Here is a 25,388-nt window from a genome sequence, read left to right on the forward strand (position 1 = left end):
GTATTTTTCGCGTGCAATCATTTATATTTGCACCGATTAAAATTCCTTTATGAAGATATCTTACAACTGGCTGAAACAATTCATTAAAATCGACTGGAAATCTGAAGAAACCGCTGCCCTGCTTACTGATTTAGGACTGGAAGTAGAAGCTGTCGAAGCGTATCAATCCGTAAAAGGCGGATTGGAAGGCATTCTTGTAGGCCATGTGCTAACGTGTGTACAGCATCCAAATGCCGACCGCCTGAAAGTAACGACTGTCGACCTTGGAAACGGAACACCTCTACAAATCGTCTGCGGTGCTGCAAATGTTGCGGCTGGCCAGAAAGTTGCGGTGGCCACCATCGGCACGACCTTATATGATAAAGATGGGAACGCCTTCCAGATCAAGAAAGGAAAAATCCGTGACCAGGAAAGCCATGGTATGATTTGTGCCGAAGACGAAATCGGGCTGGGTGACAGCCATGAAGGAATTATGGTCCTGGACGAAACATTGGTTCCGGGAACGCCTGTCGCCAAAGTTTTTAATATCGAAAATGACGAAGTGTTCGAGATCGGATTGACGCCTAACCGCGCTGATGCCATGAGCCATATGGGCGTAGCGCGCGACCTGCGTGCCGGTTTACAGCAAAAAGGCATTAATACGGAATTAAAGACGCCTTCCATCAGCAATTTCAGGATTGACAAGCGCACGCTCAAAATTGACGTGAAAATAGACGATGCCAAGTTGGCCCCGAGATATTGCGGCGTGACCATCTCGGGCGTTACGGTAAAACCTTCGCCGGAATGGCTGCAGAACAGGCTGAAGGCAATCGGGCTTACACCAAAAAACAACATAGTGGATGTCACCAATTATGTACTCCATGAGCTTGGGCAGCCATTACATGCTTTTGACGCCACTAAAATCAATGGCAATAAAATCATTGTGAAAACAATGCCAGCCGGAACAAAATTTATTACGCTTGACGATGTCGAAAGGACATTGCACGAAGATGATCTGATGATTTGCGATGAAAAAGGCCCATTGTGCTTTGCAGGTGTTTTCGGCGGTAAGCATTCGGGAGTTAGTGAAAACACAAGCAATATCTTTTTGGAAAGTGCCTATTTCAATCCGGTGAGCGTACGTAAAACTGCTAAAAGGCAAGCGTTAAATACAGATGCTTCCTTCCGTTTTGAAAGAGGCATCGATCCTACGATTACTGAATATGCGTTAAAAAGGGCAGCTATCCTCATCCAGGAAGTGGCCGGAGGCGAAATCACTTCAGATGTAATTGATGTATATCCAAAGAAGATTGAAGACTTTCCGGTTTTCCTGAATTTTGAAAAAGCAGCGAAAATCATCGGCCAGGAACTGCCAAAAGAAACCATTAAGAAAATTTTAGTGTCCCTTGATATTAAAGTGAATAGCGTTTCCGATGCGGGACTTGGATTGATTATTCCGGCTTATCGCGTCGATGTACAGCGGGAAATTGACGTGATTGAAGAAATCCTCAGGGTTTACGGATACAACAATATCAACTTTACGAAGAAACTCAACGCCACAGTTTCAAATTCACCACGCACCGAAGATTACAAGGTACAGAATATTATCGCAAACCAACTGATGTCATTGGGTTTCAATGAAATGATGGCGAACTCTTTGACGACACCGGAGTATGTGTCGCTTTCGGAGCAGCTTAAGGAAGAAGAAAACGTTATCATCATCAATCCGTTAAGTAAGGATTTATCGGCGATGAGGCAATCTTTATTGTTTTCAGGACTCGAAGCCGTATCTTACAACATCAATCGCAGGAATGCCGATCTGAAGCTTTTTGAATTCGGGAAAAGTTACCGTAAGGATGGCGACGCTTACGCAGAAAACAAACACCTGACGCTTTTCCTGACCGGAAACCGGATGAAGGAAAGCTGGACCATACCGCAACAGGTTTCAGGTTTCTTCCTTTTTAAAGGATATGTAAACAGCATCCTGTCACGCCTTGGCATTACAAAAACAAACATCCAGCCTGTAATTTCCGATGTTTTCGCCGAAGGAATTTCGATTGCTGTTGGGGATGATGTCCTGGTGGAAATGGGTACGGTGAAAAAATCAGTTGCCAGGCATTTTGATATCAAGCAGGAAGTTTTATTTGCCGATTTCAACTGGGAGTTGGTTTTAAAATCCATCAATACCAAAATCCGTTTTGCCGACATTCCTAAATATCCTGAAGTACGACGTGACCTGGCTTTACTCCTGGATGAAAAAATCCAGTTTGATGCCATTTATGATATTGCCAGGCAATCAGAGAAATCCTTGTTAAAGGAAATCGACCTTTTTGATGTTTACACCGGGAAAAACCTGCCGGAAGGCAAGAAATCCTATGCCTTAAGCTTCATCATACAGGACAACAGCAAAACCCTGACTGATGTGCAGATTGACAAAATCATGGGCAAATTACAGCAGAAATTCGAAACAGAACTGGGCGCAGTATTAAGATAAAAAAAATCCCGGCCTCACAGCCGGGATCATCAACCAAACCAAAACAAGTTTCTTATTTGTGCATCAAAACGTTGTCTACAACGTGGATGACACCATTTGACTGGTATACATTGGCGGTAGTTACCGTCGATGTATTCCCTTTTTCGTCTGTCAATACCAGCTTACTGCCCTCCATGCTTGCAGTCAGTTTTCCGCCTTCAACAGTGGTAAGGACTGCTTTGCCTCCACCGGCTTTAATGGCTGCGGCAATGGCTTTGCTGTCCATTTTCCCTGCAACGACGTGGTATGTGAGGATACCTTGCAACATTTTTTTATTCTCTGGCTTTAGTAACGTTTCCACTGTCCCTTTTGGTAGTTTATCGAACGCGGCATTCGTCGGTGCAAAAACGGTAAATGGTCCTTTGCTCTGTAAAGTACCTGCCAAATCAGCAGCTTTCACTGCAGCAACCAAAGTGGTGTGGTCTTTTGAATTTACTGCATTTTCTACTATATTCTTATTGGCATACATCGCTGCACCACCCACCATCGGGTTTTCCTGCGCAAAAACATTAGCTGTTAAAAAAAGTGCGGCAATGGCAACCGCTGCTGATAAAAATTTTGGTGTTTTCATAAATAAGTTATTAAGTTATGATGTAATCTACGCCTATGTCCCGAAGATGGTTTTACAGGATTACCATTTTAACAGGGTTTTATGATACCGGAATACTCGAGACTGATAAAAGAAAACCCCGCATTGCTGCAGGGCTTCCCAGATTTCAGACTTTTTTCTTTAAAAACTTTTCTTTAAAAACTTACTCAAAGTTAGCTATCAAAAACCGTTTCAAGATAGCAAATGAGTATTGGTGCATTTTGAATTAGAATATGAAAAAACGTTGAGATGCCGGGATTTATAAAGTAGGCATTACAAAATTATTGCTTGATAAATTTCGCGGCTGAAGTTCCTTTTTCAGAATATATCCTGACAATATAATTTCCCGCTTCCAAACCGGAAACATCGATTTTCTCCATCGGATGGGTCACGGACTGAAGCAACTGCCCCAAAACATTATAAACAGAAATGGAATTGATCCGGACGTTATCTTTAGATTTGATGCTTAAAATATCACGCACCGGATTTGGGTATAAGGTAAAATCACTGTCGAAGTTAAAATCATCCATCCCTAAAACCTGGATTGCCGTCGTCGTCGTATTGGTAAGAATCGGTGCATTATAATCAAAATAAATACTGGCTGTATTGCTGAAAGTATTTCCTACAACCAACGTGGGCTTGGTCTTGATTTTGAAAGCAACGTAACCGTCATTATTGGCATCATCAAAAGGAAGCTGTATATTTTGAAAGATGAATTCGACTTTATTCGTATCAGTAATCCTTGTAATAAAAGGATGGCTTCCGTCAACTGGAATTAAAGATGCAATATCAAATTTTGAAGTATCAATTATATCTTTTACCACTATATTTTCAGCATTGGCTGTTCCCGTATTTTCAAAACGGATGATATAATGTACATATTTTCCAATCATTTCCGGTGCAATAGTATTGCCTTCAAGACACGTTTTATCATTCGGATCTAAGGAATTGACAACATTTTGAATGATACTTATTTGATTGTCTTGCGGTGTTTCATCAATCAGTGAAGATTGAACAGATGCGTCACAAGAAACAATTTCTCCACTATTCACCGGAGGATTATCCGTAGTAGAATTAATATGCATCACAAATGATATCTCCGTAGTTTCAAATGGCTGTAAACCTTCGAAATCCCAACTGAGCATATTTTCAGCCTGAACTGACGGCGTAGTATCGGTGCTTAAGAGTTCCATAATCAAATCGTTGAAGTTGAAATGAAGCGTGCCCGATTGCACATGGGTTCCGTTATTTTTACAGATGATTTTGTAACGTGAATTAAAGCCTGGCCTAAGCGTCCTTGCAATTAGATTTATTTCAAGGTCATTGTGTTGGCCATTGGCTGAAAGGCAGAAATCTTGAACGAATGGACTGACAGTAGCCGGAAAAGCAACTGTAGCAGTTGGCGGACTTACACTAAAATAGGAAGGATATTCCGGAACGGGAGTAATCGTGTGTGTGCCTGCCTGCACAGGATAAGAATAATTATCGGTAGTATTGTTGAAATATCTGCCCGTGTTGCTACCATCAGAAAATACGAGCCTGAGCAACACATTTGGATCAGTTGCCTCACAGCCGTTACCATCTATATCGTAAGTCGTATTTCCCGTAATATTATAAAAAGCGCCTCCTGGCTCGAACGAGCAATATGAATTGACTTCACAGGAAGTGAAACCATATTGGATTGCCAAGGATTTGATGCCATTGATTCGATTTTCATCAGCACAAATGTACTTGACAGATGGATTAAAATCGAATCTGAGATATGACTCCGTCAATTTACCATTTTTCAGGAATAACGTTTCCAATTGATTTGAATTGAGGTAAAGCTGCTGGACTTTAGGAAGGGAAGTGATATCCAGTGTCGTCAGATTATTATTTTCACAGGTAATATCCCTCAGTTCAGTTAAACCATCGAGCTGCAATCCGGTGATGGCATTGAGGCTCACATCAAGGTATTGAAGCTGGGGATGCGCAGTAAGGTTTATGGGGCCAGAAATTCCGCATTGGCGACAGCCGAAAGTGAGGAGCGAGTGCAGTACCGGTAGATTGTCCAAAAGATCCGGTATATTATTATTATTACTGATCAGCACCGTTAAATTGGGCACAAGGTTCAGGTCTAAACTGGTAATGCCTGTAGCCGAACACCGCAACAACAAAAGATTCCCCAATCCATTCAGGTCGATTTGCCCCAGCGCATTATTGTTGCAGTAAAGGCGCTGGAGGTTTGACAGCATTCCGATATTAAGGGAAGTAAGATTATTTGTACTGCAATCGAGCATTTTCAGATTGGTAAAATATTCGATTCCTCCCAATGAGGTCAATCCTACATTGAAAAGATTCAATCCTGCAACGGCCAGCGCTTCAGTCTGATCAATTTCCAAATCTCCGTTGGTATCTACAATCATACCCTGATTATTAGTACCCATGGCATTCATATTTGCACTATTTGAAGCAAGAAGTTTTGCTTTGAACACAGGATCGGTAAAGTTAATTGCCTGTGCATTTACGGATAAACAAAAAGACAATCCAAAAACAAAAAAGTAAAATTTCTTCATAGTCAATATTATTACGCCATAAATGTAAGCATGAAATTTGTAAAAATGAACCACAATGAGTATATGGCCGTTTTGAACGAGAATCTAAAAAAAAAGCCCCGCATCACTGCAGGGCCTTAATCATTAATGCGATTACCTTTTAATAAATTTCGACGAAGCCTTGCCCTTATCCGTAATAATACTAATGATATAATTTCCTGCTGTCAATTCAGAAACGTTAATATTTTCCATGGGATTTGCAACTGTTAAAATCAATTGCCCCAAAATATTATAAACCGAAATGGAATGAATTATCGTATTGTCTTTTGATTTAATTTTCAGCGTATCATTTACAGGGTTTGGGAATAATGTAAATTGAGTGTTAAAATCAAAATCATCTGTCCCTAAAACCTGAATCGCAGTTGTAGCAGTGTTAGTTACAATCGGTGCATTATAATCAAAATAAATATTAGCTGTATTGCTGAATGTATTTCCAACAACAAGTGTAGGTCCCGTTTTAATTTTGAAAGCAACGTAGCCATCATTGTTGGCATCGTCAAAAGGCAACTGAATATTTTCAAAAATGAATTCCACTTTATTGGTGTCAGAAATGCGCGTCGTGAACGGATGGCTGCCGTCAAGCGGAATCAAAGATGAAATATCAAATTTTGAAGTGTCAATCATGTCTTTTACAACGATATTTTCAGCATTGGCTGTTCCCGTATTTTCAAACCGGATCATATAATGTACGTATTTCCCAACCATATCCGGCGAAACAGTATTGCCTTCGAGACAGGTTTTGTCGTTTGGATCCAAAGAATTGACGACGGTTTGGTTTAGGGTAAAGGTGTTGTCTGCAGGCGTTTCATCAGTTTGGGAAGATGAAATCGCGACGGTATAATGCAGGATCTCACCGCCTTGTAAAGATGGCGTTTCAACAGGAGAATTTAGATTAATTGTGATATAAATGGTTCTTGATTCAAAAGGCTGTAAATCTGTAAATGTCCAAACCAATGATTCCGGAGATGGTCCGACAGTGTCAGGATTCGCATCAGTAACTTCAAGAATTGTATCGTCAAATGACATGTTTATTGACCCGGATTGTGCATGGGTACCTTTGTTTTTGTATATAATTTTATAATTTGCGTCGAAGCCGGGTCTTGCCACATCAATCGGTACTAGTGAAATTTCAAGATCAGGGTGGGTGCCGTTAGGTGAAATACAGAAATCATGCAAACTTGGACTGGCCGTTGATGGAAAATTAACTGAAAAGTCTGGCGGCGACACAACAAAATATGACGGATTTTCAAGTATTAACGTAACAACCTGATTACCGGATGGCGTGGCAATCATGTAATTCCCTGAATTGTCGGAAGTAAAAGTAGCTTCAGTAGTCCCATTTGTTACATTATATTTTAAACGTGGAAATGTCGGATCGTTTGCATCACAACCATTGAGATCAGCGTCAAAAATATTCTTTCCCTGTATAGTATAAAACGTGCCGCCGGGAGTAAAAGAACAGTAAGTATTCACTTCACAGCTATTGTATAGGCCAATGCCATAGAGATGATTACGAATATATGTGATCTCGTTTTCATCCGCACATATATAATTCAGTTGGTTATCATTAGTAAAATTGACAGTACCCTGATAACGCCCATTCTTGATGAAAAGGCTTTTGAGTTGCGAATTGTCCTGTGCATAAATTTCTGTCAGCAATTTACAATTGCTTAAATCAAGTGTTTCAAATTGATTGCTTTGGCAGCGTATAACATGAAGGTTCGTCAAGTCCTGCGTATTCAAGGTGGTTAACAGGTTATTCATGCAATTTAATCCGTAGAGGTGTATCAGTCCACTGAGATCCAGTGATGTGAAGCTATTGTAATTTACATCAATCACACTTAAAGAAATCGCCGCACTGAGGTCCAGCGTGGTGAGTTGATTATAAGAACAATAAAGTGTCTGGATATTCACCCCGGAAATATTAAGTGAATTTAGTCCACAACCGTCACACCTGAGTGAATTAACAGACGTCATTCCAACAAAATCCAGAACATCAAGCTGGTTGTTATAACTCGCATTAAAATCGAACATATAGGTTAGTCCGGACATGTTCAGCGTTTGCAATTGGTTGTTATTGGCATATAAATACCTTAAATTACTTAAGCCTGTCAAATCCAGGTTTGTAATCTGGTCATGAGAGCAATCCAGATGATAAAGATCGGACGTACCGGAAACATTCAGCGACGTAATCTGGTTATAATTGCAATCCAGATGATAAAGATTGGCCAGACCAGAAACATCCAGCGACGTAATCTGGTTATAACTGCAATCCAGATAATACAGATTGGGCATACTGGAAACATCCAGCGACGTAATCTGATTATTCTGGCATGTGATATATGTCAGGTTTGTGAATGCTTCAATTCCGGTTAAGGACGATATGTTTGACGCATGAAGTCCCAACTTGTATACCTGCAACGCTTCGTTCACTTGTATTTCACCATCGCCATTCGCATCAACAGTAATATAATTACCTAATATATCTTTAGCAACACTATCATTAGCAGGCAATAACAATTTTGCTTTGAAAATGGGGTCGGGGATATTTATAGTCTGACCATTAACTCCTATTATAAAGAACAAAAAAACGAAAAATGGAAATTTTCTCATAAATAAATATTGGCCAGTAAATATATAAAATTATTTTAACAAAAAAGCCCCGCATTTCTGCAGGGCTTTCATATAATATAAAGAAATTATTATTTCTCTCCTTTTTCCATCTTCGCTTTCAATTCAGCAAGAATGTCGTTGTTGTCACCTAACGTAGATGCAGAAGCATTGTTATTGTTAGAAGTAACAGCGTCGCTGGCCGCTTTCGCGTTTTTCTCTTCTTCCTCACGGAAGATAGCAGTATGCGAAGCTACAACCCTCTTAAATTCCTTATTGAACTCGATTACCTTGAAATCAGCTACTTCGCCTTTTTTCAATTTCTTTCCGTCTTCTTTCTCAAGGTGACGTGAAGGGATGAAAGCAACGATATCGTCTCCGAATTCTACAGTAGCGCCTTTGTCAACGATTTCTGAGATGGTCCCGTTATGAACGGTGCCCACTGCGAAGGAATCCTCATACTTATCCCAAGGGTTGGCCTGGGTTTGTTTGTGGCCCAAAGATAGTTTACGTCCGTCAACATCAAGTTCAAGTACTACAACCTCAAGTTTTTCGCCAACGCTAACAAACTCAGATGGGTGTTTGATTTTCTTAGTCCATGACAAATCAGAGATGTAAATTAAACCATCAATTCCTTCTTCCAATTCTACGAATACACCGAAGTTGGTGAAGTTACGAACGATTCCTGTGTGCTTGGAACCTACAGGGTATTTAGAAGTGATATCAGTCCATGGATCCTGTGACAGTTGCTTGATGCCTAAGGACATCTTACGGTCTTCACGGTCCAAAGTAAGGATAACTGCCTCTACAGTATCACCAACTTTTACGAAATCCTGAGCCGAACGCAGGTGCGTAGACCATGACATTTCAGATACGTGGATTAAACCTTCAACACCTTCAGCTACTTCGATAAATGCACCGTAATCAGCGATAACGACTACCTTACCTTTTACTTTATCACCTACTTTCAGGTTAGCATCAAGCGCATCCCATGGGTGTGCGTTCAATTGCTTAAGACCCAATTGGATTCTTGTTTTCTCATCATCGAAATCAAGGATTACCACGTTCAGTTTCTGATCTAATTCAAGAACTTCGCTTGGGTGGTTGATACGTGACCATGAAAGGTCAGTGATGTGGATCAATCCGTCAACACCTCCAAGGTCGATGAATACTCCGTAAGAAGTGATGTTTTTCACAACGCCTTCAAGTACCTGTCCTTTTTGCAATTGACCGATAATTTCTTTTTTCTGTACTTCAATATCCGCTTCGATAAGCGCTTTGTGAGAAACCACTACGTTTTTGAATTCGTGGTTGATTTTCACTACTTTGAATTCCATCATCTTGTTTACATACTGATCGTAATCACGGATTGGTTTTACGTCAATTTGTGAACCCGGAAGGAAAGCCTCAATTCCGAAAACGTCAACGATCATACCGCCTTTAGTCCTGCATTTTACAAAACCGTTTACGATTTCTCCTGTTTCGTTTGCGTTGATTACGCGATCCCATGCTTTGATCGTACGTGCTTTTCTGTGCGAAAGAACCAACTGACCTGTTTTGTCCTCACGGATGTCAATCAATACTTCTACTTTGTCACCTACTTTCAGGTTTGGATTGTAACGGAATTCGTTCAAAGAGATAACTCCTTCAGATTTCGCGTTGATGTCAACAATAGCGTCACGGTCAGTGATCCTTACTACAACACCTTCCACTACTTCTTCCTGATCTGTTGAGATGAAAGTCTTGTCTACCAATTCTTCGAATTCCTGTAGGTTTTTTTCGTCAACAGCATCAATTCCTTCCTGGAAGTTGTGCCAGTTAAAGTTCTCTAAAAATTCCGCTTGTGTTTTTGTTTGTTCAGACATGCTGATAAAAAATTTGTATTCTGTATTCCTGCGCTGCTTAAGATAAAAATATCAGAAGTGTTTTTAAAATAAAGTTCAGTACCTAAAGGGCAACGCTTCTCTTCCAAAAGGTGCGCAAAATTACGACTTTATTTTTGATTTGCAAATAGTTGGATATTCAAATACGCTAAAATTTACTTAAAATGAAAATATGGATTTTCAGGAGCATTACGACGGAACTTCTCAGGATTCATCTGCCCGCTGTCCGCTATATCTTTTCTGGCTAAAGAAGCCATAAAAAGGATGCCGCTTCCATCGGGGCTAGGATGCCGCACTGTACTCCTATCAAATAAGAAACCCTTTCGTTTCAAGGAAAGGGCTTCTTATTTGATATTAATGCGCTATCTCCGCCACATCTTCCGGCACGTGCTTATGCTTGAACATCAATCCAAACAAAACAGCGATCACCAAAGCATAACCTGCAAATGAAAGCCAGATGTTATGCCAGTCCCTCGCGCCATCGTGGGTGAAATAAGTATCGATCACATAACCGCTGATCAATCCGCCAAAGAAGGCACCAAATCCGTTGGACATCATCATAAATAATCCCTGGGCTGAAGAACGGATTTTGGAATCGGTAGTCGTTTCTACAAACAGTGATCCCGAGATATTGAAGAAATCGAATGCCATTCCGTAAACGATACACGACAATACGATCATCCACAATCCATCGGCAGGATTTCCGTACGCAAACAAACCGAAACGCAATACCCAGGCAAACATCGAAATCAGCATCACGCGCTTGATTCCAAACCGTTTCAAAAAGAAAGGAATCGCAAGGATAAACAAGGTTTCTGAAATCTGCGAAATAGACATAATCAACGTTGATTTCTTTACGATGATACTTTCCGCATATTCCGGCATTTTCCCGAACTCGGAAAGGAATACGTCACCATACATATTGGTCAATTGCAGCGCAGCCCCTAAGAACATTGAAAACATAAAGAACAACGCCATTTTATAAGTCCCGAACAATTTGAAGGCATCCAGTCCCAGTTTCTGAGCTAAAGTAGCATTCTCAGAAATCAGTTTTTGCGGCGGGCATTTGGGCAGACTGAAAGAATAAATTCCAAGTGCAATGGCGGCTACAGCGGCAATGTAGAACATATTGGCAGACGCTTTATTGTCGGTTAAATTGGTCAGCCACATAGCCGCAATGAAACCAACCGTTCCCCAAACCCTGATGGGTGGAAACACTTTTATCACATCGTACTGATTGTTTTTCAGCACATTGTATGCTACCGAATTCGAAAGTGAAATCGTTGGCATATAACATAGCATTGCTGCAAATATAACCCAGTAAAACGTTGTTGGATCCTGAACCTGCGGAATGTAAAATAAGGCGACCCCGCCAAGGATGTGAAGTATGCCGTAAAGTTTTTCGGCATTAATCCATTTGTCTGCAATTATCCCTGTGATAGCAGGCATGATGATAGATGATAATCCAAGTGTGGAAAAAATCGCCCCAAATTGCTCACCACTCCATTGTTTGGTAGCAAACCAGTAATTCCCGACAGTAATCAGCCACGCTCCCCAAACAAAAAACTGCAGGAAGCTCATGGCCGTAAGCCTAAATTTTATACTCATATTAAATTAGTTTTTGGTTGATTAATAAACAGCCTGTAAAACTAACATTAAAAATGAGATGGGCAAATGGAAATTAGAAAATGTGGCAATTAGAAAATGAGATAATGAATAGGGGATCGATAAAATTATGCGCTTTTTATTGACAACGAATCGCATTATCTAATTATCTAATTCCTTAACGAGTCCGAGTACCGTTTCGAATTGCTCCTCCCGCGTCAAATCCGAATTGTCAATCTCATAAGCCCCATCCGCCTTTACCAATGGGGAATCGTCACGGTGGGTATCAATATAATCGCGCTCTTCAACGTTTTTGAGGACTTCGTCATAAGAAACGCTGTCGCCTTTGGCTTTGAGTTCGTCATACCGCCTCTGCGCGCGGGTGGCGGCGCTGGCAGTCATGAATATCTTCAATTCGGCATCGGGAAAAACAACGGTTCCGATATCACGGCCATCCATTACGATGCCTTTGTCTTTGCCCATTTGTTGCTGTTGCTCGACCAGTTTGGCACGAACTTCAGAAACTTCGGCAACCTTGCTCACAAATCCCGACACTTCAATCGTACGGATTTCCTTTTCAACATTGACATCGTTCAAATACATTTCACCAAACCCCAATTCCGCATTGAAAACAAAATGAAGCTTAATATACGGAAGGCTCGCAATCAAAGTGTCCTTATCAAAAAATTCCTTGTCTATATAACCATTCTGCATCGCGAAATAAGCCACTGCGCGATACATCGCACCCGTATCGACATAAACATAGCCCAAATGTTTCGCGAGCTGTTTTGCAATAGTACTTTTTCCGGTGGATGAGAAGCCGTCAATGGCGATGGTGATTTTTTTCATTTTTTTGAGTTGCAAAGTGACAAAGCAGCAAAGTTACAAAGTTTGAGGAGGATTTTAAGACCGCTGCGCTGTAAGATTTTAAGATATTGTATTACAGCCGTCACAAATCCTAAAGCGCAGCGGCCTTACAATCTTATAATCCAATTACTAATTAATCTTCATCTCCAAAATTAATCGTCAACCCAAATAAACTCGTATTGGCTGCCAAGGTATATCGTGAATAAGAATAATCAAATTTCAATTTGTTGATCTTTAATCCGAAACCGACGGAAATCCCCGAGAAATTACGCTGTTCCAGAAGCCGAAGCTCCTCTGCCCTCCTGAAATTATAGCCTACACGCAGGTTAAAACCTTTCTTGGGAAACAATTCCGCACCAAGTATGACGTGGCGCAAGGCATTATTAAAAATAGATATCTTTTCCGGAGTCGAACCGCCGTCAATAGAACCTTCAGCACGCGCCGGATTCGAAAAAGCGATCTGCCATTGCTGTAAATTCTCGAGCGTCACATGCCAGCGGATTGGTACGTTTTCCATTTCCTGCGACACGCCGAACATGACTTCCAAAGGCAATTTCTCACGCGTCCCGGCATAGGTCGTAATCTGCGTCCCGATATTCCGGATCACAAACGCCCAGTTCACATCATTGTCCTCATCGATGTAGAGCGCGCCCAAATCTGCGGCGGCGCCAAAAGAATTATACGTTTCCAAAGTAGACGAAATCAATTTTGCATTCGCCCCTACATAAAAATCCGAATACGGGATATTATAAGCATACCCAAACGACAGCGCGATCTCACTCCCTGTAAAATCCGCCGTCCGGTTTCCATTTTCATCCGTTCCCTGAAATGTACCGTAATTGACATAATTGATCCCGCCATGGAACGTTTGCACATGCCGGTCATACGTATACGCATAAGCCGCCGTGCCATAAGTCACTTCCCCGAACAAACTGCCGTAATTCATCGACAGCCTGTTGTCCATCGCAGGGTTTATCGTAGCCGGGTTAAAGAACGCCTGGTTGACATCATAGTCATACAGCGTCAGGATTTTACCACCCAAAGCCGACTGCCGTGGCGATGTTATCAGGCTCAGGAACTGGTAAACCGATTTCCCACCTATCTGACCAAAGGAAGCAGCAGAGATAAGGAATACGATGCAGGTAAGTCGGTTTTTAAACATGAATGCCGTAGTAATTGCGGTACTATAACGCAGCTGCGAAGATATTATTTTTTTAGAGAAGAAAGAATCAGGATTCAGGAAGAAGATAATGATTATCTGCAAATCCTGAATACTGCCAACTCTTATTGATTACTGCGGCTATTTTGGGCGTGCCCTCGTTGCGGAAATTATAGACATACATCGGAAGTCTTTCCTGCAACGAGGCCGGGCTGTCCGCTTTATCTTTTTCTAACCCCCCGGGATTAGAAAAAGGATGCCGCTTCCATCCCTCACGCAGAATACCCAAAAATTAACGAATCATTTCCAATGAAAAAAGCCGGAAATACTTCCGGCCTGATTATCTAATTTTCTAATTATCGGATTGTCTAATTATCTAATTACAAAGTCTTCGCATGCTTCACCTTCTCATCCAGAATCGCAATCTTCAGCACCTCGCTCATTTCCTTAACATAATGAAAGGTCAGCCCTTCAATATAAGTCTTGTTGATCTCCTCAACATCGCTTTGATTGTCGGCACACATAATGATTTCCTTAATGTTGGCACGTTTGGCCGCAAGGATTTTTTCTTTGATTCCGCCCACAGGCAGCACTTTGCCGCGAAGCGTAATCTCGCCTGTCATCGCAAGGTTTTTCCTGATTTTATGCTGCGTCAGCACCGATACCAACGATGTCAGCATGGCAATTCCCGCACTTGGCCCGTCTTTCGGCGTGGCACCTTCCGGAATATGGATGTGCAGGTTGTATTTCGGCAGGATTTCAGGGTCAATGCCCAGCCTGTCCGCATTAGCTTTGATGTATTCAAGTGCAATCGTCGCCGATTCTTTCATCACCGTCCCTAAGTTACCGGTCATCGTCATAGAACCTTTCCCTTTGGAAATCAGCGATTCAATGAATAATATATCACCTCCAACACTCGTCCAGGCCAATCCTGTCACCACTCCGGCCACATCATTGCTTTCTGACTTATCGCGGTGGAGTTTCGGTGCGCCCAGGATTTGCACAACGTCAGCATCTGTAACCTTGATATTGTAATCTTCTTCCATCGCAACCGATTTTGCCGCATGTCGGATCACCTGTGCAATCTTATTCTCAAGGTTCCTGACACCGGATTCACGGGTATAGCCTTCTATGATTTTTTCGAGTTGCTTCTTGCCAATAGAAAGTTGTTTGGCCGTCAATCCATGTGCCGTAAGTTGCTTCGGGAACAAATGGTTCCTGGCAATCTCCACCTTTTCCTCGATCGTATATCCTGACATTTTGATGACTTCCATCCTGTCGCGCAAAGCGGGCTGGATGGCACTTAAATTATTGGAAGTGGCGATGAACATGATTTTTGACAAATCATAACCCATCTCAAGGAAATTATCATAAAATTCGCTGTTCTGTTCCGGATCCAAGACCTCCAGCAACGCCGAAGACGGATCGCCCTGATTGCTGTTCGACAACTTATCAATCTCATCCAGAACGAAAACCGGATTCGAAGTTCCTGCCTTCTTAATGCTTTGGATAATTCGGCCAGGCATAGCCCCAATATAAGTTTTCCTGTGCCCGCGGATTTCCGCCTCATCACGCAAACCGCCCAGTGAGATACGCACATATTCCCTGCCCAAAGCTTCGGCCACAGATTTCCCGATTGAGGTCTTCCCTACTCCGGGAGGCCCTGTAAGGCAAAGTATAGGCGATTTCATATCGTTGCGCAGTTTCAGGACGGCAAGGTGTTCGATCATTCTCTTTTTAACATCATCCAACCCAAAATGGTCGCGGTCCAGAACCTGCTGCGCGCGCTTCAAATCAAAATTATCTTTTGAGAATTCATTCCAAGGCAATTCGAGGAACAACTCAAGGTAATTTCTTTGGATCCCGAAATCAGGCGCCTGCGGATTCATACGCTGCATTTTCGACAATTCCTTATCAAAATGCTTTTGTGTCTTTTCATCCCATTTTTTGGCTTTCGCCTTTTGGCGCATGTCGTCAATTTCCTCTTCCTGTGAAACACCGCCCAGTTCTTCCTGGATGGTTTTCATCTGCTGGTGCAGGAAATATTCGCGCTGCTGCTGGTCAAGGTCAAAACGCACTTTCGACTGGATGTCGTTCTTAAGTTCGAGTTTCTGCAATTCAATATTCATGAACCTCAACGTGGCAAGGGCGCGGTCCTTGAGGTTATTCATCGCAAGTAAATCCTGCTTTTCCCTTACCGAAAGGTTCATGTTCGATGAAACAAAATTCACCAGAAACGACTGACTTTCAATATTTTTTATAGCAAAAGTCGCTTCAGTAGGGATATTCGGGCTTTCCTGGATAATCTGTGTGGCCAATTCCTTCAAAGAATCGATAATCGCTGAAAATTCCTTTTCTCCTTTTTTAGGGCGTTTTTCAGGAACCTCCTTGATGTTGGCCTTTAGATATGGTAATTCCGTGACCGTCTCAATCTCAAAACGCTTTTTACCCTGAAGGATTACGGTGACATTCCCGTCAGGCATTTTAAGTACGCGGAGTATTTTGGCTACCGTTCCGATGGTATTGATATCGACAGAAGTGGGATCCTCAATTTCCTCATTGATTTGCGACACCACACCGATGATTTTATCGCTGTTATTCGCATCGTTAATTAACCTGATGGATTTATCCCTGCCCGCTGTGATGGGGATCACGACTCCTGGGAAAAGGACCGTGTTCCGTAATGGCAGGATGGGCAATGATGAGGGAAGTTCCTCATTGGCCATTTCCTCTTCATCTTCGGCGGTTAACAGGGGGATCAGATCTGCTTCAGAGTCTAAATCCTGAAGTGACAAATTGTCAAGTGTAGTAATTTTTTGGCTGGACATATGTTTTTTAAGTCATTTTGTCATTATCCCAAAACTTGGGTAACGACAAATTTATTGTTTAAAATCGTGTATACTTCTGAACGCCAGATAAAATTGAGTTAAAATTTCACCTGCGCTCCAACCTCTGGACAATCATTGTGCCAAAAAAAATCCCGGACAAAGCCGGGATTAGTATAAAAATCGTTTTTATTAGTAATCTACGCTAAAAGCGCCTTCAGTGACCTGAAGTGTTACCGTGCCTTCAAAATTTTTCATGGTAACCGAAAATGTTCCCGTAACATGCGTAGCGGTCATTTGGGTTATTGTAACCGTTCCTGCGGTTGCCTGATATAAAACATCATCTTTCAGAAGATGGGCTCCCACCACGTCATCAGTTAGTGGGCCCGTGATATTATAAGTACCTGGCGACAATCCCTCATTAACTCGCAATCCTAAATTATCATCATTTGGCTTGGTCCCTACAATGCTGATGTAATCCGGAACTCCGGTGCCGGAAACGGCCGCAACATCGATTTGGGTTTCAGCGAATTCAGTACCGTCGATTTTGGCGAAAAACGTATCAGTTGAAGGATTCGGATTTGTGCTCGTGTAGGATACCGTGAAGGTTCCGTTTGTGAATTCCTTGTTTGGGACAGCAGGATTTGCATCAAATTCAGACCAGATTCCGGTAAAGTGAAATGTTCCAGAAATCGTGTGGGCAGTAGTGTTGATTTCAGTAATGACAACCTCGCCGTTGGTTTCAAAATTTTCATTGGCATTGGAATAACCGAATTCGGAATTGGCATTTAAATTATAAAATATACCTGCGTTATCAGTGTAAGTTCCCGTGGTTTGCCCGTCAAGCAATATGGCAAAACCCTGGCCATTCGCTTTCAATCCAGTGATCGTTATCCCGTCACCACTGATAAAAGCACTTGTTGATGTTGCAACAAAGGTGGTACCGTCAAAATCAGCCTTAAAAACACCGGTCTGCGGATTTGGATTCGGATTTGGATCAATGATGATTTCATCATCTACCGAAATCGGGCCCGCCCAGTCACTCTTCAGTTCCCCGCAATTCGTACGCACATAGAAATCATATTCCAGAGTAGTATCCAAGCCATCAACCGAAAAGGAATGCTCGGCGGTTGTGACTGATGTTCCCTGGCCGTGTACAAACCCGGCTGGGCCATATTCCACTTCCCATAAATCGCCTTCCGATACCCATGTCAGCGTAACTTTGGTTTCCACAAAATCAGAGGAAGAAAAGGAAGTCGGTTCCGGACATTCGGTAATGTTTGGATTCAGTACATACGGATCAATCGGTTCTACATCTTCCGAACAGGAGCTTAAGGACAGCAAAGTCAGCAAAGCAAATACCCTGAATATTATTTTGAAGTTTTTCATAACAGTTTTTTTATTCGCCCCAAATATAATTTATTTTATGATTATGTCAACTTTTTCCGCGGGACTCTTCTGAGCAACAATAACCCGACCAGGAAAAACAGCGCCAGGAATACAATGGCAAACCTTGGACTTCCTGTAATCTGGTCAATAATACCGTAAACCATCATACCAATCACGATGCCGATTTTCTCGGAAACATCATAAAAACTGAAGAATGATGCCGTGTCTTCGGTTTCAGGGAGCAATTTAGAATAAGTGGACCGCGACAATGCCTGAATGCCGCCCATTACCAATCCTACCAAGCCTGCCATAGCATAGAATTGCATTGGCGTAGTAATAAAATAAGCCCCAATGCACAATAGGAACCAGAACGCGTTAATGACAATCAATACCGGAATATTGCCGAATTTTGCCGAAGCCCTCGACGTTAAAACCGCGCCCAAAACTGCGACCAGTTGGATGACCAAAATACAAATGATCAGGCCGGTAGTACTTTGGTCTGCATTTTCCCATTTGATTTCCTGTGAACCGAAATAAGTTGCAATCAACATCACTGTCTGTACGGCCATGCTATATACAAAAAAGCTGCTGAGGTATCTTTTGAGCGGCACGTTTTCCTTTAATAATCCCCAGACTTTCTTCAACTCACGGAAACCGTTGAATATCACTTCGCGTGTAATTTTTTCTGCATTTTTATTGCCTTTCGGCAGATAATAATAAGTGTACTGGCTGAAAATAATCCACCAGGCACCTACACTGATGAACGAATATTTCATCGCTTTCAATGCCGCTTCCAAAGGTTCGCCAGTAATCCCGAAAATAGCCGGTTTCATGACCATGGCAAGGTTTACTACCAATAAAATGACGCTGCCCAGATACCCAAGCGAATAGCCTTTGGCACTGATTTTATCCTGCTGTTCCGGATATGCGATATCAGGCAAATACGAATTGTAAAACACGAGGCTTCCCCAAAAACCGATCAGACCAAGGAAATAAAACAACAAGCCTGTATAAATATTCTCGAGGTCAAACCAATACAATCCCATGCAGGAAAATGCGCCAAGGTAGCAGAAAAAGCGCATGAAGTTTTTCTTATTGCCCACATAATCCGCAATTCCGGACAGTAATGGTGAAAAGAATGCCACGGCAAGGAAAGCCGCCGCGGTAACGAAGCTGATCAATGCCGAGTTCTTCAGCGAGGTCCCGAAAACATAGATGTAGTGGTCGCGTCCTGTAAACAGCTTTTCATAAAAAATCGGAAATATTGCTGAGGAAATCGTCAATGGATATACGGAATTCGCCCAATCGTAAAACGCCCAGGCGTTTAGTAGTTTTTTGCTTCCTTTTTCTAAATCGGCCATAGTGAAGATTTTTCACGAATGTATTTATTTTTTTTGGGATTGTGGAAACGTTGCTTCAATTTCACGGAAAGTTAATGCTAAAGGCACCGCAGGATCGTGCCAAAAACTCGCATCACTATGCTGTGCAAATAAAAAAGCTGCCTCTCAAAGAAGCAGCTTCACTATAATTTACTGTAATTGTAGACGGATTACTTATAAACCACGCCAAACTTCGCTGCAGTCGCTTTAGCTTTCGGAATCAGATTCTTGATATTCCTGATCCTTGTGGCATCAGACGGGTGCGTGCTCAGGAATTCCGGCGGCGCGGCACCACCATTTGCAGACATCCTTTGCCAGAAAACTACCGCCTGGTCCGGATTGTAACCGGCAATCGCCATTAGTGTAAGCCCGATTTCATCTGCCTCAGACTCATTGCTGCGGCTGAAAGGAAGGGTGACCGCGAGGGTCGAGCCCAGTCCGTACGCTTGCTGGAAAATCGCCTGGTTCTGTGTTGATTGCCCTGAAGTAGCGGCGACTACCCCTACCCCGACCAGTTGTTGCAATTGGTCTACACTCATACGTTGTGCGCCGTGGTTTGCCAAAGCGTGGGAAACCTCGTGCCCTAAAACGGTAGCCAATCCGGCTTCATCTTTGGTAACCGGCAGTATCCCGGAGTATACCACAATCTTTCCGCCCGGCATGCACCAGGCATTCACTTCCTTATTCTCTACCAGTTTGTATTCCCAGGCATAACCGTTAAGGTAATCTTTCTGCCCGAGTGAATTCAGGTATTTCTCGGCTGCAATACGGATTTTGTTACCCACAGTCTGTACCTGTTGTGCGGCAGCCGAGCCCGACACTACTTTATTTTCCGTAAGGAATTGCTTGTACTGTGCAAATGCAGTTGGAAATATCTGATCATTCGAAACGAAGTTCAGCGTTTTCTTTCCGGTAAACGGGTTTGTCGCACAGGATGCACCGAGCGCAACTGCAAAAGCAGATATTATTACGTATTTTCTCATGGTTTATGGTTTTAAAACATTCCAAAAGTACGATTTTAATTACGCGCCGGTAATATGTAATTCCGTAAAATCTTTATCAATAAACAATGTATTCCCATTAAACTGGATCGTATCTGCAGCAGCGCGTTCATTATCAATATAAATGGTCTTGACCTGGAATGGGAGTCCGTGGAGGTTGATTTTGAATTTGCTGTACGGAATCTCAAACTTCCCTTCCTTATGCTGCTGGATAATAAGCTGGTTTTCCTTGCCATTGAAGGTAAAGGTTGAAAAGCTGTAACGCCCTTTATTGTAATCATAACCGTCCTGAGCGTCTTCATACAGGAAGGATTTTTCCTTTCCGAGCTTATAATATACTTCCAAAGTCACCTCGTCAAATTTCAGTTCGCCTACATATTGCTGCACCGGATATTTCGGGATGATGCCGCCTTCCTTAATGAAAATAGGAATCTGGTCATAATCCGTTTTTACCCAAAGTTCTTTCTTTCCTGAAACCAGTTCACCGGTCCAGTAATTGTACCAATTCCCGACAGGAAGGTACATTCTCCTCCCCTGCGCATTCGGTTCGAGGATTGGGCAGACCAGGATGTGGTTCCCGAAAATGAATTCATCAGTACGGTAATGCGTCTGCGGATCTTCCTGGTCGAAATATACCAATGGCTTCAGCATAGGGACACCGTCATTAATATATTCATAAAACATCGTATACAGATAGGGCAATAACTGGTAACGCAGGCTGACGAATTTCCGCGTGATGTCAATCACTTCTTCGTCAAATGACCACGGTTCCTGATCACCATGATCTCCGGAGGAATGTGTACGGCAGAATGGATGGAACACGCCCAGCTGGATCCAGCGCGCATACAATTCGCCGGAAGGCTGCTCTGCAAAACCACCGATATCGGAACCCGTAAATCCCATCCCTGAAATGGACATCCGCTGCATCTGTATGTTTGCGATCCAAAGGTGTTCCCAACTTGCTACATTGTCGCCGGTCCAGGAGGACGTGTAGCGCTGCGCCCCGGAATATGCAGAACGCGTAATGATGAAGGGCCTTTTCGGGTATGCGAAACGCTTCACGCCTTCATAAGTAGCCCGTGCCATCTGCGTACCGTATATATTGTGTGCTTTGCGGTGGCTGCAAGGGTTACCGTCATAATCGTGGCGTACGTCCATCGGGAAGGTTTTGCCCGGAACTTCCATTACGGCAGGCTCATTCATATCGTTCCAGACGCCTTTCACGCCGATGTCTGAAATCAGTTCGCGGAACAATCCGGCCCACCATTCGCGGACTTCAGGATTGGTATAATCAGGGAAGTTGCATTCGCCGGGCCAGACCTTGCCTTTCATGTACGGGCCGTCAGCCCTTTTGCAGAAATAATCTTTTTCCAAAGCTTCCTTGTAAACCCAATAATCCTTATCGATTTTTATTCCAGGATCGATAATGACGACGGTCTTGAAACCATCTTCAGCCAGTTCGGCAACCATCTTTTTCGGGTCGGGGAAATACTCCTTATTCCATGTAAAACAACGAAAACCGTCCATATAATCGATGTCGAGGTAAATGGCATCGCACGGGATCTGCAACTCGCGGAACTTTGAGGTAATTTCCCTGACCTTGCTCTCCGGATAGTAGCTCCACTTGCATTGGTGGTACCCTAATGTCCACATGGGCGGCATTTCGGGTTTTCCGGTCAAATGCGTATAAGTGGTCACGACATCAGCCATTTGCGGGCCGTAAATAAAGTAATAGTTCATCTCCCCGCCTTCAGCCCAAAAACTCGTGACGTTCCTTCTTTCCTGTGCAAAATCAAAATTGGTACGGAAGGTATTGTCAAAGAAAATACCGTAGGCTTTCCGGTTATGCAGCCCGATGTAAAACGGCACGACTTTATACAGCGGCTCCTGGTCTTTATGGAAGGCATACTGGTCCATTGCCCAGTTCTCAACACGTTTGCCTTTAAGGTTTGAATGCGAAGCCTTATCACCTAAGCCGTAATAACTTTCACCATCGTGCGATACCTTGCTCATCTTCACGATATTCCCGCCGAAATTGTAATTTTCCTCCCAGTGAAAACCGAGCTCGTCCTCAAGAATGACATTGTTATCCAAATCTGTCAGCAAAATCTTAAGGTCCGTTTTGCTGACACGGCAGATGAGCTTGCTGGTGTTTATCTGATAAAAAGTCTTCTGCTCTATGAGCTCGAGGAAGTTATAGCCATGTGACTGGCTTTTATCGATAGCATAGGAAAAGTCATTGCTGAAATAACCCTTAGTCGTGTAGCGGAAGCGTATGAGGCTGTCGCGCAGCACGGTAATTTTGAGGATGACATTATTATCGGTATGGAAAAAGACGGAATCGGCTTCTTGCTGTACCGATGATACTGCTGTGGGATACAAATCGCCTTTATATTCTAGTTCAGTGTTTGTAATCATGTTTAAGAGGGTTGGAAAAAGCCAAATTTACAAAGTTAAGGTTAAGTTGGTGTTGGTAAGTTGGTGGAGTTTTCAACGATAACGTTGTAGGTTGCAGATGCTGTACCATGGTTTTTGGACTTTTGGGTTTTATTGCAATTTGATAAAGTATCGGGAAAGAATTTTATTCCAGTCGCAATGCAGCTTTTTGATTCATTATATTACTTTTGTTATATGGCAAATCCAAAAATAAAAATCCTCCTCACCCCATTTGATAAAGCCATTGAATCCCTTTGCTGGCTTTTAATAATAAGCATCTGGATTCTGGTATTTGTAAATTACCCGAAGCTACCAGACATCATCCCCATCCACTTCGATCTTTCAGGGAATGCGGATGGCTTTGGCGCGAAGGAAAACCTTTTTGCCCTGCCCATCGTGATTACGATACTGGCTATCGGGCTTTCTTTCCTAAACAAATTCCCGCATATTTTCAATTATATGGCAGCGATAACACCTGGGAATGCCATAAGGCAATATACTCTTGCAACAAGATTTATCAGGTTCTTAAAGCTCGGGACAGTTATTATTTTCGGGATGATTGTATTTGGCATGATCAGGAGCGCGGGCGGGAATGCCTGAATTAGACTGGTGAGATAATTATCCCATTTGCTAATTAACCTTAAATACCACTACGCCTAAAGGCGGCAATTCCACCTCTGCCGAGAAATCTCTCCCGTTCCATTCCTTCTTTTCAATCTTTACAGGTTTGATATTGCTTATGCCTGACCCACCGTATTCCTTGCTGTCCGAATTAAAGATTTCCGTCAGCTTGCCTTTGCCGGGCAATCCAACGCGGTAAGGCATACGTACAACCGGAGTAAAGTTACAAACGACAACCAGATCCTGTTTTGGATTTTCGCCTTTCCTGATGAAAGAGATTACAGCATTCTGATGGTCGTCATGGCTGATCCACTCGAAACCTTCAGGACTGAATTGCTTTTCATACAATGCCGGATTGTTTTTGTATAAGGCATTCAGATCAGTAATTGCTTTCTTAACGCCCTTGTGAAAACTATATTCGAGCAGGTGCCAGTCGAGGCTGCCGTCAAATTTCCACTCCGCATACTGGCCAAATTCTGAACCCATGAACAACAGTTTGCCGCCGGGATGCGTAAACATATAACTGTACAACAGCCTTAAATTGGCGAAAGCCTGCCATTCATCGCCAGGCATACGGCCTAAAATAGAACTTTTGCCATGCACTACTTCATCATGCGAAAGCGGCAGCATAAAGTTTTCTGAAAAAGCATAGGTCATTGAAAACGTCAGGTCGTTCTGGTGGTATTTCCGGTAGACGGCCTCGCGTTTGAAGTATTGCAGCGTATCGTGCATCCAGCCCATCATCCATTTCATCCCGAAACCCAGTCCGCCGTTGTATGTAGGGCGCGACACCATCGGGAATGACGTGCTTTCCTCGGCAATCGTCTGTACGCCTTCAAAAGTGGTGTACACCGCTTCGTTGAAATCCTTCAGGAAGCTGATCGTATCGAGGTTTTCGCGGCCTCCGTAAATATTGGGTTCCCATTCGCCTTCCTTCCTTGAATAATCCAGATGCAACATGGAGGCAACGGCGTCTACCCGCAGTCCGTCAATGTGGTAATTTTGCAGCCAGAAAATCGCATTACTGATTAAAAACGAACGCACTTCATTGCGCCCGTAATTGAACACGAGGCTTTTCCAGTCCGGATGGTAGCCTTTACGGCGATCGGGATGCTCATATAAATGAGAGCCGTCGAAATACCCCAGACCATGCGCATCATCAGGGAAATGCGACGGCACCCAATCCAGGATGACGCCAATTCCCGCCTGGTGCAGCTTATCTACCAAAAACATGAAATCCTGTGGCTTGCCAAAACGCGATGTGGGTGCGAAATACCCGACGAGCTGATAACCCCATGACGGGTCGTATGGGTATTCCATGACCGGTAACAATTCAACATGGGTAAAACCGGTTTCCTGGACATAAGCGACGAGCTGGTCCGCGAGTTCGAGATAGGTCAGGAATTTGCCTTCGGCATTAAGGCGCCACGATCCGAGATGCACTTCGTAAACCGAATAAGGCCTGTCCAATCCGTTCTTGTCTTTGCGGGTGTCCATCCAGGATTTGTCCTTCCATTTATAATCGAGGTCCCAGATGACCGACGCAGTTTCAGGCGGATGCTCGCAGAAAAGCGCAAACGGGTCGGCTTTTTCAGTGATGATACCGTTAAAGGATTGGATTCTGTATTTGTAACGCCCCCCTTTTTCGGCACCGGGGATAAAACCTTCCCAAATCCCTGAAGAATCCCAGCGGACATTGAGTTCATGAACGTCTTTCGTCCAGTTGTTGAAATCCCCGATCACGCATACCGAACGTCCGGATGGCGCCCAGACTGCAAAATATACACCTTTTACGCCATCAACTTCTATCTGGTGTGCACCGAATTTTTCATACAGGCGAAAATGCTTCCCGGCCCTGAACAGGTCAATATCGAAATCGGTGAAAAGGGAATGGGAAATGATTGGGTTCATGGTGGTG

15 protein-coding genes are annotated in these 25,388 nt (G+C 43.0%); 2 read left to right on the plus strand and 13 right to left on the minus strand.

Annotated elements, in window-relative coordinates; translation table 11 throughout:
- The first annotated feature begins 49 nt into the window (after positions 1-49).
- Positions 50-2,473, plus strand: a complete 2,424-nt coding sequence (gene pheT, locus HYN49_RS12625; protein ID WP_108904450.1) for a phenylalanine--tRNA ligase subunit beta — start codon at positions 50-52, stop codon at positions 2,471-2,473.
- A gap of 52 nt (positions 2,474-2,525) precedes the next feature.
- On the opposite strand, the gene HYN49_RS12630 is transcribed toward pheT, so the two are convergent.
- The 12 genes from HYN49_RS12630 to HYN49_RS12690 all read right to left on the minus strand — a co-directional run bounded on the left by HYN49_RS12630 (position 2,526) and on the right by HYN49_RS12690 (position 22,831).
- Positions 2,526-3,083, minus strand: coding sequence for a fasciclin domain-containing protein (locus tag HYN49_RS12630; RefSeq protein ID WP_108904451.1), 558 nt, complete (start codon positions 3,081-3,083; stop codon positions 2,526-2,528).
- 299 nt (positions 3,084-3,382) lie between these two features.
- Positions 3,383-5,656 (minus strand): DUF7619 domain-containing protein, encoded by a 2,274-nt coding sequence (locus HYN49_RS12635; RefSeq protein WP_108904452.1) that lies wholly within the window; start codon positions 5,654-5,656, stop codon positions 3,383-3,385.
- A gap of 132 nt (positions 5,657-5,788) precedes the next feature.
- Positions 5,789-8,308: a DUF7619 domain-containing protein gene (locus HYN49_RS12640; RefSeq protein ID WP_108904453.1), complete on the minus strand. Its 2,520-nt coding sequence runs from the start codon at positions 8,306-8,308 to the stop codon at positions 5,789-5,791.
- A gap of 89 nt (positions 8,309-8,397) precedes the next feature.
- Positions 8,398-10,170, minus strand: a complete 1,773-nt coding sequence (gene rpsA / locus HYN49_RS12645; RefSeq protein WP_108904454.1) for a 30S ribosomal protein S1 — start codon at positions 10,168-10,170, stop codon at positions 8,398-8,400.
- 372 nt (positions 10,171-10,542) lie between these two features.
- Positions 10,543-11,796 carry a nucleoside permease gene (locus HYN49_RS12650; protein ID WP_108904455.1) on the minus strand — a complete coding sequence of 418 codons (1,254 nt, stop codon included), beginning with the start codon at positions 11,794-11,796 and terminating at the stop codon, positions 10,543-10,545.
- 159 nt (positions 11,797-11,955) lie between these two features.
- Positions 11,956-12,642 carry a (d)CMP kinase gene (cmk, locus tag HYN49_RS12655; protein ID WP_108904456.1) on the minus strand — a complete coding sequence of 229 codons (687 nt, stop codon included), beginning with the start codon at positions 12,640-12,642 and terminating at the stop codon, positions 11,956-11,958.
- A 151-nt stretch (positions 12,643-12,793) separates the two neighbouring features.
- Complete coding sequence (gene porQ, locus HYN49_RS12660) at positions 12,794-13,822, minus strand: type IX secretion system protein PorQ (RefSeq protein ID WP_108904457.1); 1,029 nt, start codon at positions 13,820-13,822, stop codon at positions 12,794-12,796.
- A 377-nt stretch (positions 13,823-14,199) separates the two neighbouring features.
- Entirely contained in the window at positions 14,200-16,647 is a 2,448-nt protein-coding gene (gene lon / locus HYN49_RS12670; RefSeq protein ID WP_108904459.1) for an endopeptidase La, read from the minus strand.
- A gap of 189 nt (positions 16,648-16,836) precedes the next feature.
- Positions 16,837-18,033 (minus strand): DUF6252 family protein, encoded by a 1,197-nt coding sequence (locus HYN49_RS12675; RefSeq protein ID WP_108904460.1) that lies wholly within the window; start codon positions 18,031-18,033, stop codon positions 16,837-16,839.
- Positions 18,034-18,074: 41 nt separating this feature from the next.
- Entirely contained in the window at positions 18,075-19,394 is a 1,320-nt protein-coding gene (locus HYN49_RS12680) for an MFS transporter (protein ID WP_108904461.1), read from the minus strand.
- A 188-nt stretch (positions 19,395-19,582) separates the two neighbouring features.
- Positions 19,583-20,395, minus strand: a complete 813-nt coding sequence (locus HYN49_RS12685; protein ID WP_108904462.1) for a M48 family metallopeptidase — start codon at positions 20,393-20,395, stop codon at positions 19,583-19,585.
- 39 nt (positions 20,396-20,434) lie between these two features.
- Positions 20,435-22,831: a glycoside hydrolase family 31 protein gene (locus HYN49_RS12690; protein ID WP_108904463.1), complete on the minus strand. Its 2,397-nt coding sequence runs from the start codon at positions 22,829-22,831 to the stop codon at positions 20,435-20,437.
- 213 nt (positions 22,832-23,044) lie between these two features.
- On the opposite strand from HYN49_RS12690, the gene HYN49_RS12695 reads away from it, so the two are divergent.
- Complete coding sequence (locus HYN49_RS12695; RefSeq protein WP_181368960.1) at positions 23,045-23,449, plus strand: DUF1648 domain-containing protein; 405 nt, start codon at positions 23,045-23,047, stop codon at positions 23,447-23,449.
- A gap of 30 nt (positions 23,450-23,479) precedes the next feature.
- Here the strand turns inward: HYN49_RS12695 and glgB are convergent, their stop codons facing one another.
- The gene (gene glgB, locus HYN49_RS12700; RefSeq protein ID WP_108904465.1) at positions 23,480-25,381 is read right to left on the minus strand and encodes a 1,4-alpha-glucan branching protein GlgB; all 1,902 of its coding nucleotides are present in this window, start codon (positions 25,379-25,381) and stop codon (positions 23,480-23,482) included.
- Between the last annotated feature and the right edge of the window lie 7 nt (positions 25,382-25,388).

The organism is Flavobacterium pallidum (assembly GCF_003097535.1).
GTDB classification, from domain to species: domain Bacteria; phylum Bacteroidota; class Bacteroidia; order Flavobacteriales; family Flavobacteriaceae; genus Flavobacterium; species Flavobacterium pallidum.